The organism is Vogesella alkaliphila (assembly GCF_014652475.1).
In the GTDB taxonomy this organism is placed as follows: Bacteria; Pseudomonadota; Gammaproteobacteria; order Burkholderiales; family Chromobacteriaceae; genus Vogesella; species Vogesella alkaliphila.
Window position 1 is genome coordinate 226,868 of sequence record NZ_BMYW01000006.1, and the last position, 15,306, is coordinate 242,173.

The following is a 15,306-nucleotide window of genomic DNA, read 5'->3' on the forward strand; positions in this document are numbered from 1 at the left end:
GGCAAGAGAAAGCCGCATCTTCTCACAGACGCGGCATGGCGGACATCCGCCGCTTGGCGGATCAGGCGGCGGCGCGGCCCAGCGGCAGCGTCGCCGGCGGCTCCTCGAAGCGCTGCCAGTGGGTGATCAGGATGGTACTGAGGCCGCAGTCGCGTGCGATGCGCGCCTCGATCTCCTCCAGCACGCGATGGCTGTGGATGGTGCCGTCCAGCGTCACCTCGGCACGGCGGGTGGCGGCGTCATCGGGACTGACAAACCAGATGCAGTAGTGATTCATGGCCCTTCCTCCCTCCCCGCCGCGCGCACGGCAACGGGTTGATTATTGAAGGATATACCGGCCAAGCACCTGCCACTCGGCAAGTTTTTTCTCGAACGGCGTGGTCAGCGCCGGGCTGGACGACGGCAGCAGCAGGATGTCGAGGCCGCTGGCGGCCAGGGTCGGCGCCGCCCGGGCGGCGGTCTTGCCGTTGAAAGCCACCGCCTGCAGCGCCGGCAATGTCGCCAGCAGTTCGGACAGCGGGTTGAACGCCACGTCGCGGATGTCGCTGTCGAGGCTGCCGCGCCTCCGCGCCGAGGCCACCACGTCCCACAAGCCGACGCCCAGCGCCTGCAGCGCCGCCAGCCGCTGCGGATAGGGCAGCGCGGTCAGCTCCACCGCGCCGATCGCCGACAGCAGCCGCCAGAACTGGTTGCGCGGGTGCGCGTAGTACTGCGCCGCCGCGAGCGAGGCATCGCCCGGCAGCGAGCCGAGGATCAGCAGGCGGGTGTCGGCGTCGACGACCGGCGGGAAGCTGCTCTTGCGCATGCGGCCAACCTTAGAACAGGCTGCCCTGCTGCGCGGCCAGTTGCAGGCGTACCGGGCCGAAGCTGCGCCGGTGCTCGGCCAGCGCCCCCAGTTCCTGCAAGGCCTTCAGGTGCTCGGCGGTGGGATAGCCCTTGTGGCGGGCAAAGCCGTACTGCGGGTGCTCGCGGTCGAGCGCGATCATTTCCGCATCGCGCGCGGTCTTGGCCAGGATCGAGGCGGCGGAGATTTCCTGCACCTTGGCGTCGCCCTTGACGATGGCCTCCGCCGGCAGCGTCAGCGTCTTGGGAGTCTTGTTGCCGTCGATCAGCACCTTGCCCGGCGTGACCGCCAGACCGTCGACGGCGCGCACCATCGCCAGCATGGTGGCCTGGAAGATGTTCAGCTGGTCGATCTCGGCGGCCGAGGCGGAGGCGATGCACCAGGCCAGCGCCTTGTCCTTGATCTCCAGCGCCAGCGCCTCGCGCCGGGCCTCGCTCAGCTTCTTGGAGTCGGCGAGGCCGGCGATCGGTCGCGCCGGATCGAGGATCACTGCGGCGGTGAACACCGAGCCGATCAGCGGCCCGCGCCCGGCCTCGTCCACGCCGCAGATCAGCATGCGGCCAACTTGAGGATGGCCTGCGCCGCCAGACGCGCCGAATCCTGCTGCAGCGAGCGGTGCAGCTCGGTGAAGGTGCTGACCACCTCGTCGCGCACCTCGGTGTTCTGGTACAGGTTGGCGACCGCCGCGGCCAGCTTGGCCGGCGTCGCTTCTTTCTGCAGCAGCTCGGGCACCACGAAGCGCTTGGCCAGGATGTTGGGCAGCCCGACGTAGGGCAGCTTCAGCTTGCGCTTGACCAGCTGGTAGGTCAGCCACGACAGCTTGTAGCTGATCACCATCGGGCGCTTGGTCAGCGCCACCTCCAGCGTCGCGGTGCCGCTGGTGACCAGCACCACGTCGGCGGCGATCATCGCCATCTGCGCGTGGCCGATCAGCTTGCGGATCGGCAGGTCCCACGCCTTGTGCTCGGTCAGCAGGCGGTCGAACTGGTCCAGGGTTGGCCGCGTCGCCAGCGGCACCAGGAATTGCGCATCGGGAAACTGCTGCAACAGCAGGCGCGCGGTCTCGATGTACAGCCCACCCATGTAGTCCAGCTCACTCTTGCGGCTGCCCGGCAGCAAGGCAAACACCGGCACGTCACGCGGCAGGCCGAGCCGGTCGCGCATCGCCTCGCGGTCCGGCGCTAGCGCAATTTCGCTGGCCAGCGGATGGCCGACGAAGGTGGCGTTGACGCCGGCCGCGTCGTACAGCGGCTTTTCCATCGGGAACAGGCACAACACCTGATCCGCCGATTCGCCGATCTTCACCACCCGTTCCGGGCGCCACGCCCACACCGACGGGCTGACGTAGTGCACGGTGGGAATGCCGGCCTGCTTCAGCCATTTTTCCAGCTGCAGGTTGAAGTCCGGCGCGTCGATGCCGATGAACACGTCCGGTTTTTCCGCCAGCAGGGTGTCGCGCAGGCGGCGACGGATGCGCAGCAGCTCAGGCAGGCGCGACAGCACCTCGACATAGCCGCGCACCGCCAGCCGCTCCTGCGGCACCTGGCTGACGAAACCGCGCGCCAGCATGCGCGGACCGCCGATGCCGGCGAAGGCGATGTCGGGATGCGCAGCTTTCAGCGCATCCATCAGGTGGGCACCGAGCAGGTCGCCGGAGGCCTCGCCGGCCACCATGGCGACCCTGAGCCGGGCCGGACGGGCAAACAGCGTGTCAGTCATGGTTAACGGATGATGCCCCGGCCCGCGGTGTCGAAGAATTGCACGAACAGCGCCAGCTCGCTCTTGCCTTCCGCCGCCTGCGCCGTGATCTCGGCCTTGGCCTCGTCAAACGACAGGCCCTTGCGATACAGCGACTTGTAGGCGTTGCGGATGTTGCGGATCTGCTCGGCGGTAAAGCCGCGGCGCTTGAGGCCCTCGGCATTGATGCCGGACGGCACCGCACGGTTGCCGTGCGCCATCACGTACGGCGGCACGTCCTGCGCCACCGCGCTGGAGAACGCGGTCATCGCGTGGGCGCCGATATGGCAGAACTGGTGCACGCTGGTGAAACCGCCCAGGATCACCCAGTCGCCGATGTGCACGTGGCCGGCCAGCGTCGCGTTGTTGGCGAAGATGGTGTGGTTGCCGACCTGGCAGTCGTGCGCCAGGTGCACGTAGGCCATGATCCAGTTGTCGTTGCCGACGCGGGTCACGCCGCCATCCTGCGCGGTGCCGATGTTGAAGGTGCAGAATTCGCGGATGGTGTTGTTGTCGCCGATCTCCAGTCGCGTCGGCTCACCGGCGTACTTCTTGTCCTGCGGCATCGCGCCCAGCGAGCAGAACTGGAAAATGCGGTTGTTCTTGCCGATGCGGGTATGGCCTTCGATCACCACGTGCGGGCCGACCCAGGTGCCGCTGTCGATGCTGACATTGGCCCCGATGATGCTGTAGGCGCCGATCTCGACGTCGGGGGCGATCTGCGCCCCGTCTGCGATGATGGCGGTAGGATGGATGGCCATGCTTACACCTCGCGTTTTGCGCACATGATCTGCGCCTCGCACGCCACCTGGCCGTCGACCAGGGCGCGGGCGTTGTACTTGGCAATGCCGCGCTTCATCGACAGCTGCTCCACTTCCAGCACCAGCTGGTCGCCCGGCACCACCTGGCGCTTGAAGCGCGCGCTGTCGATGCCGACGAAGAAGTACAGTTCGTTCTCCGGGCGCTCGCCGACGCTGCGGATCGACAGGATGCCGGCGGCCTGCGCCAACGCCTCGATGATCAGCACGCCCGGCATCACCGGATACTGCTCGAAGTGGCCCATGAAGAACGGCTCGTTGATGGTGACGTTCTTCAGCGCCTTGATGCGCGTGTTGGCCTCGAACTCGGTGACGCGGTCCACCAGCAGGAACGGGTAACGGTGCGGCAGGTAACGCATGATCTCGCGGACATCGATCGATACGGCGCAGTTTTCGGCAGATACGGCTTCAGTCATTCTGTTCAGTCCTTGTTCTGTTGCGCTGTGCTCAGCGCTTTTTCAAGTTGTTTGACACGGGTCACCAGGTCGTCCAGATGGCGGACATGGGCGGCGTTGGCCAGCCACTCCTTGTGCGTCGCCATCGGGTAGACCGCGGTGTAGGCATCCGCCTTGCGGATGGATTTGGAAATCAGGGTACCGGCGCCGACATGGGTGCCATCGGCGATCTCCAGATGGCCGATGATGCGCGCCGCGCCGCCGATGGTGCAGCGCGCGCCGATGCGGGTGCTGCCGGCCACCGCGGCGCAACCGGCCATCGCGGTGTGGGCGCCGACCGTCACGTTGTGCGCGATCTGGATCTGGTTGTCGAGCTTGGCGCCCTCGCCGATCACGGTATCGGACAGCGCGCCGCGGTCGATGGTGGTATTGGCGCCGATTTCGACGTCGTCGGCGATCACCACCACGCCGGTTTGCGGAATCTTGAACCAGCGGTCACCGTTCCAGGCGAGGCCGAAGCCGTCGGCACCGATCACCGCACCGGCATGCACCATCACCCGCGAACCCAGGCGGCAGCCGTGATAGACGACCACATTGGGATAGAGCACCACGTCGTCACCGAGGCAGACGTCATCGCCGATCACCACGCCGGGATGCAGGATGCAGCGCTCGCCGATGGTCACGTTGCGGCCGATGCTGACCAGCTCGCGCACCTCGCTGCTGGCGGCGATGCGGCAGCCCTCGGCCACCACCGCGCGCGGGTGCACACCGCCACTAGCCTGCGGCAGCGGGCTGAACAGCCGCGCCACCCTGGCAAAATACAGGTACGGGTCCGTCGCCAGGATCAGACTGCGGCCAACCTTGGCCGCCTCCTCTGCCAGCGCCGGCTTCACGATCACCGCGGCGGCGGCGGTGGCCGCCAGCTGGCTACGGTACTTGGGGTTGGCCAGGAAGGTGATATCACTCGCCCCGGCCTCGTCCATCGGTGCCAGGCGCCGGATGTCGCGATCGTCGCCACGCAGCTCGCCGCCCAGGGCGGCCACAATTGCTGATAGTTTCATGGTATGCATCAAAAACGAAGCCGACAGGCGTCGGCTTCAGGTAACAAGGCGGACGGGGCCGGCTTACTTTTCCAGCTCTTTCAGGACCTTGCCGGTGATGTCGTGCCTGGGGTTGACGTACACCACATCCTGCAGGATCACATCGTACTGCTCGCGATCGGCGATGGTCTTGATGATGCGGTTGGCCCGCTCCTGCACCGACGCGAACTCCTCGTTGCGGCGCTGGTTCAGGTCGTCGCGGAAGTCGCGCATCTTGGCGGCATACTCGCGCTCGGTGGCGGCCAGGTCACGCTCCATCGCCTTGCGCTCGGCTTCCGGCACCTTGTTGCGGGCGATGCCGGCCTCCAGCTCCTTGCCCTTGGCGGCCAGGCGCTTCAGATCCGCCTCGCGCACCGCGAACTCTTTTTCCAGCTTTTTCTGGGCATTGACCGCCGGTGCCGCCTCGCGATAAACGCGCTCGGTATTGACGTAGCCCATCTTGAAGTCGGCCGCCGACGCCGGCACCGCCAGCATCAGCCCAACACTGCAAAGCACTGCCTTCAGCATCATCCTTGCCACCCTGAGTCCTTAGAAAACCTGCCCCAATGTAAACTGGAAGCGCTGCAACTTGTCGGTTTCTTTGCTGCCAATCGGGAACGCGTAGCTGAACTTCATCGGTCCCACCGGCGACAACCACGACAATGCGAGACCGGTCGAGTAGCGTGCGCCGCTCGACGCCGTCACCGACTTGTCCTTGTCATCCCACAGCGTACCGCCATCGAAGAACACGCTGCTGCGCAGGCTGCGATTATCCTTCATGCCGGGGAACGGGAACAGCAGTTCCGCCGAGAAGGACAGCTTGCGGGTGCCGCCCAGGGCATCGCCATTGCTGTCCAGCGGGCCGAGGCTGCCGTTGTCGTAGCCGCGCACCGAGCCGATACCGCCGATGTAGTAGTTCTGGAAGAACGGCAGGCGGCTGGTCCGGCCATAGCCGTTGGCCATGCCGATTTCGCCACCCAGCGCCAGCGTGTAGTTCTTCGACAGCGGCCAGAACCAGGTCTGGTTGTGCGACAGGCGGTAATACTGGATGTCCCCGCCCGGCAGGCCGGCATCGGCGTACACGCTCATGCTGGCACCACGCGTCGGCCACAGGGCACTGTCGCGGGTATCGCGCGACCAGCCGGCAGAGGCCAGCACAGTCATGTTGCTGGCACCGTACTGGGCGACAAAGTCCTCGTAGCGCTGCGGGCTGTCTTCGTACAGCTTGATGTTGGTATTTTCAGCACCGAAGCTGAAGCTGATGCGGTCATACTCGGTGATCGGCACCCCGAAGCGGGCTGCGGCACCGGTGGTCTTGGTGCTGTACTGGGCGCGATTTGTCTTTTGTGGATTGTAGCTGCGGCTGTACAGGTCGTAGCCGAGGCTGACGCCATCGACGGTGTAGTACGGATCGGTAAACGAAATCGACGCGTTCTTGCTGGTCTTGCCGTTGGCAAAGCTGACCGATAGCGACTTGCCGGAACCCAGCACGTTGGCCTGCGACACCGAGGCGCTCAACTGCAGGCCGTCACCTTGAGCAAAACCGACACCGGCCTGAATGGAGCCGGTCGGGCGCTCCTTCACCGTCACGTTCATGTCCACCTGGTCCGGAGTATCGACCACCGGTGGGGTCTCGATGTTGACGCTCTCGAAGTAGCCGAGCAGCTCCAGACGCTCCTTGCTGCGCTTGACGCCGTCGCCGTTGTATTGCGCGCTTTCCAGCTGGCGCAACTCGCGGCGGATCACTTCGTCACGGGTACGGGTGTTGCCAGCGATGCTGACCCGGCGCACCGAGGTCAGACGGCCCGGATCGACGAAGAAGGTCAGCGTCACCTGCTTGGTCTTGGCGTCCACTTCCGGGGCGACGTTGACGTTGGCGAAGGCGTAGCCTTCCGCGCCCAGCCGGTCGGACAGCGCGGTCACGGTTTCGTTGACCTGCTCGCGGTTGAACAGGTCGCCCTGCTTCACCAGCAACAGCTTGCGCAGCTCCGCTTCCGGCAGCTTCAGGTCGCCGCCGAGGCGGACATCGGCAATGCGGAACTGCTCGCCTTCGCGGATGTTGACGGTGACGAACATGTCCTTCTTGTCGGCGCTGATCGCCACCTGTGTCGATTCGATGTTGAACTCGACGTAACCCTGGTTCTGGTAGAAGGCACGCAGCTTCTCCAGGTCGGCAGACAGCTGCTGACGCGAATACTGGTCGGAGCGCGATAGCCACGACAGCCAGCCGGACGGGGTCAGCGCCATTTCTTCCAGCAGCTCGTCCTGCTCGAACGCCTTGGCCCCGACGATGCGGATGTCGCGGATCTTGGCGGTAATGCCTTCCACGATGTCCAGCGTCACCGCCACGCGGTTGCGCTCCAGGCGCGTCAGTTGCGGCTGGATCTCCACCGAATACTTGCCCTTGCTGAAGTACTGGCGCTTCAGTTCCTGTACCGCCTGGTCCAGCAGGCCCTGGTCGAAGATGCGCGACTCGGCGAGGCCGTTGTCTTTCAATGCCTTGACCAGCTGGTCCTTGCTGAACTCCTTGGAGCCGTTGATCTGCAATTGTGCGATCACCGGGCGCTCGCTGACCGCCAGGATCAGCACGTCACCCTCGGTCTCGATGCGCACGTCGTTGAAGAAGCCGGTGGCGAACAGTGCCTTGATGGCATCGGCGGCTTGCTGCTGGGTGAAGGTGTCCCCCACCTTGAGCGGAAGGTAGCTGAACACGGTACCGGGTTCGGTACGCTGCAGACCTTCAACGCGAATATCCTTGATCACAAAACTGTCGGCAGCCCAGGCCGGCGACAGGAAAGTGGCGGCAAGTGCCGCCACAAGAAAGCGTTTGTTCATGGTTTTTATAATCCTAGCCGGCAAAAAGCCGGCCGAAGTCATTGAACAGGGCCAGCAACATGACTGTCATGATGAAAGCCATCCCCAAACGCTGACCGATTTCATATACTCGATCGGGCAACGGTCGCCCGCGTATCCACTCGGCAACATGATACAGCAAGTGTCCGCCATCCAGCACCGGCACCGGCAACAGGTTGAACACCCCCAGACTGACACTGATCAGCGCCATGAATTCCAGCAGCGGCACCAGCCCCAGGCCGGCGCTCTTGCCGGCGTAGTCGGCGATGGTCAGCGGCCCGCTCAGCGCTTCCAGCGCCACCGTGCCGGTAAACATCGCGCCAATCATACGCAAACTGGATGCCATGAGGCTAGCCGTGCGCGCCAGCGCCTGCTGCAGCGCTTCACCCACCCCCACCGTGACCTGCTGTTCGATTTTCTGCTGCCACGCCACATCGGGCAGCGCGCCGGCACCGATGCGGCCAACCTTTTGCCCGTTGTGCTCGCTGCTGTCCGGCGTCAGCACCACCTCGCGCAGCTGGCCGTCGCGCTGGATGCGCAAGCGGATGGCCTGTCCGGGACGGGCCTGCACATAGCTAACCCACGCCGGCCACGACGTCAGCGGCTGGCCATCCGCGCCCAGCAGGCGATCGCCCTGGCGCAGGCCGGCCCGCGCCGCCGCGCCGTCCGGCGCCAGCTCGCCCAGCGCCAGGTGGTAACGCAGTGGCGACAAGCCCAGTCGGGCAAAGCTCTGCTCGTTGAGCTGTTGCAGACCGAACGCCGGCAAGTCCACCGCCAGCGTCATGTCCACGCCGTCGCGGGTGAGGTACAGCACCATGCGGCCATCGAGGGCGATGGCATCGCTGAGGCCGCCGCGCAGCGCGTGCCAGTCGACGACCTCGGTATCGTTGACCGCACGAATGTGGTCACCGGGCAGCACGCCGGCCGCCGCCGCCGCCGACTGTGGCGCGACGCTGCCGACGTAGGGCAAGAGGCGGGTCTGCTCGCCCTGCATCACCGCAAAGAACAGCACCACCGCCAGCAGCAGGTTGGCCAGCGGCCCGGCGATCGAGACCAGGATTTTCTGCCACGGCGGACGCTGGTCGAAGGCGCGCGGCAGCTCGTCTGCCGACACCGGCGCCTCGCGGCTGTCGAGCATGCGCACGAAACCGCCCAGCGGAATCCAGCCGATCTTCCAGCTGGTTTCACCGCGCTGCCAGGCCAACAACGGCCTGCCGAAGCCGATGGAAAAATCCAGTACCTTGACGCCGCAATAGCGGGCGGCGACATAGTGGCCAAACTCGTGAAAGGTGACCAGCGCCCCGATCACCAGCAGGAAGGCCAGCAAGGCCATTATGCGGCCACCCAGGCCTGTACCAGGCGACGGGTATCCGCGTCGCGCTGCAACAGGGCCTCCAGCTCGTGACAGGCGGACAGGTCCTGCATCTGCAGCGCCCGCTCCACCAGGTCGGGAATGTCGAGAAAGGCGATGCGCTGCTGCAGGAAGGCCTCGACGGCGATCTCGTTGGCGGCATTGAGCACCGCCGAGGCGGCACCGCCGGCGCGCAAGGCGTCGAACGCCAGCCGCAGGCAGGGAAAGCGCTGCAGGTCCGGCGCCTCGAACGTCAGCCCGGACAGGGCCAGGAAGTCCAGCGCCTTCACCGGTGCGGCGATGCGCTCCGGCCAGCCCATCGCGTAGGCGATCGGCGTACGCATGTCGGGCGAGCCCAGCTGCGCCAGCACCGAGCCGTCCTTGTAGCGCACCATGGAGTGGATCACGCTTTGCGGATGCACCACCACGTCGATGCGGTCGGCCGGCGCATTGAACAGCCAGTGTGCCTCAATCACCTCCAGCCCCTTGTTCATCAGGGTGGCGGAATCGACCGAAATCTTGCGCCCCATCACCCAGTTCGGGTGATTGCAGGCGTCGTCGGGGGTGACGTGGCGCAGGCTGGCCGCATCGCGCCGGCGGAACGGGCCGCCGGACGCGGTCAGGATCAGCTGCTCGATGCCGTTGCGGTCGAGATTGCCGTCATAGCTTGCCGGCAAGGCCTGGAACAACGCATTGTGCTCGCTGTCCACCGGCAGCAGTTCGGCCCCGCTGTCGCGCACGGTGCGCATGAACAGCTCGCCGGCGACCACCAGCGACTCCTTGTTCGCCAGCAGGATGCGCTTGCCCAGCCGCGCGGCGGCCAACGTTGGCCGCAGGCCGGCGGCACCGACGATGGCCGCCATCACCATGTCCGCTTCCGGCAGCGTCGCCGCCACCTCCAGCGCCGCCTCGCCGTACGCCACTTCGGTCGGGCACGCCGCGTCGCGCAGCCGCTGCTGCAACTGGCCGGCGGCCTCGGCATCGGCCACCACCGCCAGCAAGGGGCGGAACTGCAGGCATTGCGCAAACAGCTTGTCGACCTGGCGATGCGCGGTCAGCGCCACCACGTGATAACGCTCCGGGTGGCAGGCCACCACGTCGAGGGTGTTGACGCCGATGCTGCCGGTGGCGCCGAGTACGGTAATACCTTGAGAACGGTTCATGATTCAGACCAGCAAAAGACGGAGCGCATGGGACACCGCCAGCACGGCAATCAGGCTATCGATACGGTCGTACACGCCGCCATGTCCCGGCAGCAGCTGGCTGCTGTCCTTGATGCCGGCACTGCGCTTGAACCAGGACTCCAGCAGGTCGCCGATCACGCTGACGGCGGTCAAACCGATCGCCAGCGGCAGCAGCCAGAGCGGCGACAGCGGCACCTTGAGCCAGCCCCATTGCGTCACCAGCCAGCTGTACAGCGACACGCCGACCACCGCGCCGGCGACCCCTTCCCAGCTCTTGCCGGGACTGATCGTCGGCGCCAGCTTGTGCTTGCCGAAGGCCTTGCCGGCAAAGTAGGCGGCGATGTCGGCCACCCACACCAGCCCCATCACCGCCAGCAGTTGCAGACCATCGGCGACGGTCGGCTGCGGCCGCCACGCGAGAAAGGCAAACCACGCCGGAAACAGGAGCAGCCAGCCCAGCAACATCGCCGGCCAACCCGTGGGCAGCGGCCAACGCTTGGCCAGCCAGCACGGCGCCAGCAGCAGCCACACCAGCAGCGACAGCGCCATCAGCGCCGCCGGCGCGACAAAGCCCTGCAGCCACAGGCCGGCGGCGACCGCGGTCGACACCGCCAGATAGGCGTAGCGCAGCACGCCATCCAGCCTGGCCATGCGGGCGAACTCCCACAGCGCCAGCACGATGATCAGCCAGGAAAAACCGGCCCAGGCCACGCCATTGAACAGGAACAGCGCCGCCAGCATCAGCGGAAGCAGCACCAGCGCCGTCAGAATACGCGTCTTGAGCATGACTCAGCCTCGGCGTTGGGTTTCGGGCAGTTGCTCGCTGGTACGGCCGAAGCGGCGCTCACGAGACTGGAACGATGCCACCGCCGAGGTCAATGCCTGTGCATCGAAGTCCGGCCACAGCAGATCGGTGAAGAACAACTCGGCGTAGGCCAGCTGCCACAGCAGGAAATTGCTGATGCGCTGCTCGCCGCCGGTACGGATGAACAGGTCTGGCTCCGGGGCGTAGGCCATCGACAGGTTGGCCGCAAGGGCGGCCTCGTCCAGCCGGGTCGCGCCTTGCGCCAGCAGCCGGTTGGCCGCCTGCATCACGTCCCAGCGGCCACCGTAGTCGGCGGCGATGGTCAGCACCAGGCCGGCATTGCCGGCGGTGCGCGCCTCGGCCCGCTCGATGCGCTCGACGATTTCGGCAGAGAAGCGCTCGCGCGAACCGATCACGTGCAGGCGGATGTTGTTGCGGTGCAGCTTGTCCACCTCGCGCTCCAGCGCGGTCATGAACAGGCCCATCAGGAAGCTGACCTCGTCCGGCGGACGACGCCAGTTTTCGGTGGAGAACGCGAACAGGGTCAGGTATTCGACGCCCAGGTCGGCACAGGCCTTGATGGTGTCGCGCACCGACTCCAGACCGCGCTTGTGGCCGGCAACGCGCGGCAGAAAGCGTTTCTTGGCCCAGCGACCGTTGCCATCCATGATGATGGCGATATGCCGGGGTACGGGCCGTACCTCGGGCACATCCTGCGTGGAACTCGCGAACAAGCGATACCCCTTATACGGCCAGCAGTTCGGCTTCTTTGGTCGCCAGTGCCTTGTCGATCTCGGCGGTATACTTGTCGGTCAGCTTCTGGATTTCGTCCTGGCCGCGGCGCTCTTCATCCTCGGTGATGGCCTTGTCCTTGAGCAGGTTCTTGAAGTCGTTGTTGGAGTCGCGACGCACGTTGCGCACCGACACGCGCGCGCCTTCGGCTTCGCTGCGCACCACCTTGATCAGATCCTTACGGCGCTCTTCGGTCAGCATCGGCATCGGCACGCGGATCAGGTCACCCATGCTCGCTGGGTTCAGGCCCAGGTCACAGTCGCGGATGGCCTTTTCGATCTTGCCGGCCATGTTCTTCTCCCACGGCTGCACGCCGATGGTACGGGCGTCGATCAGGGTCACGTTGGCCACCTGGTTGACCGGCACGTCACTGCCATAGTACTCCACCATGACGTGATCGAGCAGACCGGTATGGGCACGACCGGTACGCACCTTGGCAAGGTCTGCCTTGAAGGTTTCGAGGGTCTTTTGCATCTTGTGCTCGGCCGATTTTTTCACGTCATTAATCATGATTACTCCCGTTGTATCTCTAAAAAACAAAGCGGAAAACGGCTGACGCCGCTTCCGCCCTATCCATATTCATTAGGCTCAGCAGTGTACCAGCGTGCCTTCGTCTTCGCCAAGCACCACGCGCTTGAGCGCGCCGTCCTTGAAGATGCTGAACACCTTGATATTCAGCTGCTGGTCGCGGCACAGCGCAAACGCGGTCGCGTCCATCACCTTGAGGTTGCGCGAGATGGCCTCGTCGAAGGTCAGCGTCTGGTAACGCACCGCATCCGGGTTTTTCTTCGGGTCGTCGGTGTACACGCCGTCCACCTTGGTCGCCTTCAGCATGATGTCCACGTTCATTTCCATGCCGCGCAGCGCGGCCGCGGTGTCGGTGGTAAAGAACGGGTTGCCGGTACCGGCGGCGAAGATGACAACCTTGCCCTCTTCCAGGTACTGCATCGCCTTGCCGCGCACATAAGGCTCGGCGATCTGCTGCATGGTCAGTGCCGACTGCACGCGGGCGATGAGGCCGGCCTTGGTCATCGCATCCTTCAGCGCCAGCGCATTCATCACGGTCGCCATCATGCCCATGTAGTCGGCGGTGGCGCGATCCATGCCGGCAGCGGCAGGCGCCACGCCACGGAAGATGTTGCCACCACCGATGACGATACCCACCTCGATCCCCATCGCCACCACTTCTTTGATCTGGCCGACAATCTGTTCGATGGTGGCACGGTTGATACCGTAGCTGTCATCACCCATCAGGGCCTCACCGGACAATTTCAGCAAGATTCGTTTATAGGCAGGGGCTTGGCTCATGATCACCTCGGGCGTGGGGTTAGAATTCAATTTGCAAAACGGCACCCTGCAAGCAGGGTGCCGTTGGACCGTTCAATTAACGGGTATTACAGCTTGGCAGCAGCAGCCACTTCGGCAGCGTAGTCAACCACGGCTTTTTCGATGCCTTCGCCAACGACCAGCATCGCGAATGCATTGACTTTAGCCGATTTTTCGGCCAGCAGTTTTTCTACGGTCACGTCCGGGTTCTTGACGAAAGGCTGACCAACCAGGGTCACTTCGGCCAGGAACTTGTTCACGCGGCCTTCAACCATCTTGGCAACGATGTCGGCCGGCTTGCCGGATTCGGCGGCTTGCGCGGTGTAGATCTTGCGCTCTTGTTCCAGCGTTTCGGCCGGAACCTGGTCTTTCGACACGCAGATCGGCTTGGAAGCGGCGATGTGCATGGCAACGTCACGGCCCAGTGCTTCGTCGCCGTTCAGGTCGACGATGACACCGATCTTGGCGCCGTGCAGGTAAGTCGCGATGGTGCCTTCGGTGCTGTAGCGAACGAAACGACGGATGGTCATGTTCTCGCCCAGCTTGGCGATGGCGGCCTTGCGGATTTCTTCAACCGACACACCGTCAACTTCAACGGCGGACAGGGCTTCAACGTCGGCAGGGTTGGCCGCAACAACAGCCTTGGCAGCAGCAGCAGCCAGCGCCAGGAAAGTCGGGTCCTTGGCAACGAAGTCGGTTTCGCAGTTCACTTCTACCAGCGCGCCAACACCACCTTCGATGCAGGAGCCGATGATGCCTTCGGCAGCAACGCGACCGGCCATCTTGGAAGCCTTGTTACCGGACTTGATGCGCAGGATTTCTTCGGCCTTGGCCAGATTGCCCTCGGCTTCAACCAGTGCCTTCTTGCATTCCATCATGCCCAGACCAGTCGCTGCGCGCAGGTCGGCAACCATTTTTGCGGTAATTTCCGCCATGACTTACTCCTTCAAAAGTATACGGTTACGTCTCGTCAGGGTTCGAAAAAAGGGGCTTGCGCCCCTTTTTCGCGTTGCCCGTCAGCTTACTCAGCGGCAGCTGGTTCAGCAGCAACGATTTCCTGCAGCGACTGGGCGCGGCCTTCCAGTACGGCGTCGGCGATGCCGCGAGCGTACAGACGGATGGCACGGCTGGAGTCGTCGTTACCCGGGATTACGTAGTCGATGCCTTCTGGCGAGTTGTTGGTATCAACAACACCGATAACCGGGATACCCAGCTTCTTGGCTTCAACAACGGCGCCCTTCTGGTAGCCGGTGTCGATGACGAAGATCGCGTCTGGCAGGCCCTTCATGTCCTTGATACCACCCAGCGAACGCTCCAGTTTTTCAACTTCGCGCTGCATGTCCAGCAGCTCTTTCTTGTTGAAGCCGGAATCGCCAGCCAGTTCCAGGGCAGCGCGCTTATCTTCCAGGCGCTTGATGGACTGCTTAACGGTCTTGTAGTTGGTCAGCATACCGCCCAACCAGCGGTGATCCACGAATGGCGCGCCTGCACGGGTCGCTTCTTCACGGACGATCTCACGCGCCTGACGCTTGGTACCCACAAACAGCACGTTGCCTTTGTTAGCAGTCAAACGACGCACATAATCCTGGGCGCCAACGAACAGTGGCAGGGTCTTTTCCAGGTTGATGATGTGAATCTTGTTACGGCTGCCGAAAATGTACTGCGCCATTTTCGGGTTCCAGAAACGGGTTTGGTGGCCGAAGTGAACGCCGGCCTCAAGCATTTGACGCATGGTCACGTTGTTGGACATTTGAATCTCCTAAAGGGTTATGCCTCCATCCGTACAGACAACCTTGCGTACAAGGCACCCTTTGGTACGGATGTGCGTGATATCCCCCAGACATTGAGGGAACTCGCAATTGTAGCACTGGCGAGACAGCCGCTTCAAGCCGTCATCCGCTCAAAATTCGCCGTCCGGGTTTTTCAGGCGCCGGATGCGGCGACGGCGCAAACGCAACACGATCAGCGTCGGCAGGAAGCCCAGGAAAAATAGCAGGATGCCCGCGCGAATCAGGCTGTCCTGCACCACCGCCAGCATCAGCACCACGTACAGCCACGCAATCACAATCAGATACATATCAAACGACCGTTTGAAAAAAAGCCAATAGTGTGTCAAGAATAG

The 15,306-nt window shown here is 64.1% G+C and carries 18 protein-coding genes; all 18 read right to left on the minus strand.

The features are described 5' to 3' along the window. Window positions 1-61 precede the first annotated feature (61 nt). Window positions 62-277, minus strand: coding sequence for a hypothetical protein (locus IE100_RS11025; protein WP_189374152.1), 216 nt, complete (start codon window positions 275-277; stop codon window positions 62-64). A gap of 42 nt (window positions 278-319) precedes the next feature. After that, window positions 320-805 (minus strand): DNA-deoxyinosine glycosylase, encoded by a 486-nt coding sequence (locus tag IE100_RS11030; RefSeq protein WP_189374154.1) that lies wholly within the window; start codon window positions 803-805, stop codon window positions 320-322. A gap of 10 nt (window positions 806-815) precedes the next feature. Beyond that, window positions 816-1,400, minus strand: coding sequence for a ribonuclease HII (rnhB, locus tag IE100_RS11035; RefSeq protein WP_189374155.1), 585 nt, complete (start codon window positions 1,398-1,400; stop codon window positions 816-818). After that, window positions 1,394-2,563, minus strand: a complete 1,170-nt coding sequence (gene lpxB / locus IE100_RS11040) for a lipid-A-disaccharide synthase (protein WP_189374157.1) — start codon at window positions 2,561-2,563, stop codon at window positions 1,394-1,396. Before lpxB ends, rnhB begins: the two co-directional genes overlap by 7 nt. 2 nt (window positions 2,564-2,565) lie before the next feature. Next, window positions 2,566-3,342, minus strand: coding sequence for an acyl-ACP--UDP-N-acetylglucosamine O-acyltransferase (gene lpxA / locus IE100_RS11045; protein ID WP_189374159.1), 777 nt, complete (start codon window positions 3,340-3,342; stop codon window positions 2,566-2,568). 2 nt (window positions 3,343-3,344) lie between these two features. Beyond that, window positions 3,345-3,815 (minus strand): 3-hydroxyacyl-ACP dehydratase FabZ, encoded by a 471-nt coding sequence (gene fabZ / locus IE100_RS11050; protein WP_189353164.1) that lies wholly within the window; start codon window positions 3,813-3,815, stop codon window positions 3,345-3,347. A gap of 5 nt (window positions 3,816-3,820) precedes the next feature. Then, entirely contained in the window at window positions 3,821-4,864 is a 1,044-nt protein-coding gene (gene lpxD, locus IE100_RS11055) for a UDP-3-O-(3-hydroxymyristoyl)glucosamine N-acyltransferase (protein WP_373295302.1), read from the minus strand. Between the two features lie 54 nt (window positions 4,865-4,918). Further along, window positions 4,919-5,389, minus strand: coding sequence for an OmpH/Skp family outer membrane protein (locus tag IE100_RS11060; protein WP_229800344.1), 471 nt, complete (start codon window positions 5,387-5,389; stop codon window positions 4,919-4,921). A gap of 33 nt (window positions 5,390-5,422) precedes the next feature. Beyond that, window positions 5,423-7,708, minus strand: coding sequence for an outer membrane protein assembly factor BamA (bamA, locus tag IE100_RS11065; protein ID WP_189374164.1), 2,286 nt, complete (start codon window positions 7,706-7,708; stop codon window positions 5,423-5,425). Window positions 7,709-7,721: 13 nt separating this feature from the next. Beyond that, entirely contained in the window at window positions 7,722-9,059 is a 1,338-nt protein-coding gene (rseP, locus tag IE100_RS11070; RefSeq protein ID WP_189374166.1) for an RIP metalloprotease RseP, read from the minus strand. Further along, complete coding sequence (gene ispC, locus IE100_RS11075) at window positions 9,059-10,240, minus strand: 1-deoxy-D-xylulose-5-phosphate reductoisomerase (RefSeq protein WP_189374168.1); 1,182 nt, start codon at window positions 10,238-10,240, stop codon at window positions 9,059-9,061. Before ispC ends, rseP begins: the two co-directional genes overlap by 1 nt. A 3-nt stretch (window positions 10,241-10,243) precedes the next feature. Further along, entirely contained in the window at window positions 10,244-11,047 is an 804-nt protein-coding gene (locus IE100_RS11080; protein ID WP_189374170.1) for a phosphatidate cytidylyltransferase, read from the minus strand. Window positions 11,048-11,050: 3 nt separating this feature from the next. Further along, window positions 11,051-11,800 carry a polyprenyl diphosphate synthase gene (gene uppS, locus IE100_RS11085; RefSeq protein ID WP_189374172.1) on the minus strand — a complete coding sequence of 250 codons (750 nt, stop codon included), beginning with the start codon at window positions 11,798-11,800 and terminating at the stop codon, window positions 11,051-11,053. A 10-nt stretch (window positions 11,801-11,810) separates the two neighbouring features. Continuing rightward, complete coding sequence (gene frr, locus IE100_RS11090; RefSeq protein WP_189374174.1) at window positions 11,811-12,368, minus strand: ribosome recycling factor; 558 nt, start codon at window positions 12,366-12,368, stop codon at window positions 11,811-11,813. Between the two features lie 78 nt (window positions 12,369-12,446). Next, window positions 12,447-13,166, minus strand: coding sequence for a UMP kinase (pyrH, locus tag IE100_RS11095; RefSeq protein WP_189374176.1), 720 nt, complete (start codon window positions 13,164-13,166; stop codon window positions 12,447-12,449). An 86-nt stretch (window positions 13,167-13,252) separates the two neighbouring features. Then, complete coding sequence (gene tsf, locus IE100_RS11100; RefSeq protein WP_189374178.1) at window positions 13,253-14,119, minus strand: translation elongation factor Ts; 867 nt, start codon at window positions 14,117-14,119, stop codon at window positions 13,253-13,255. An 86-nt stretch (window positions 14,120-14,205) separates the two neighbouring features. Continuing rightward, the gene (rpsB, locus tag IE100_RS11105) at window positions 14,206-14,934 is read right to left on the minus strand and encodes a 30S ribosomal protein S2 (protein WP_189374180.1); all 729 of its coding nucleotides are present in this window, start codon (window positions 14,932-14,934) and stop codon (window positions 14,206-14,208) included. Window positions 14,935-15,084: 150 nt separating this feature from the next. Next, window positions 15,085-15,261: a hypothetical protein gene (locus IE100_RS11110; protein ID WP_189374182.1), complete on the minus strand. Its 177-nt coding sequence runs from the start codon at window positions 15,259-15,261 to the stop codon at window positions 15,085-15,087. Between the last annotated feature and the right edge of the window lie 45 nt (window positions 15,262-15,306).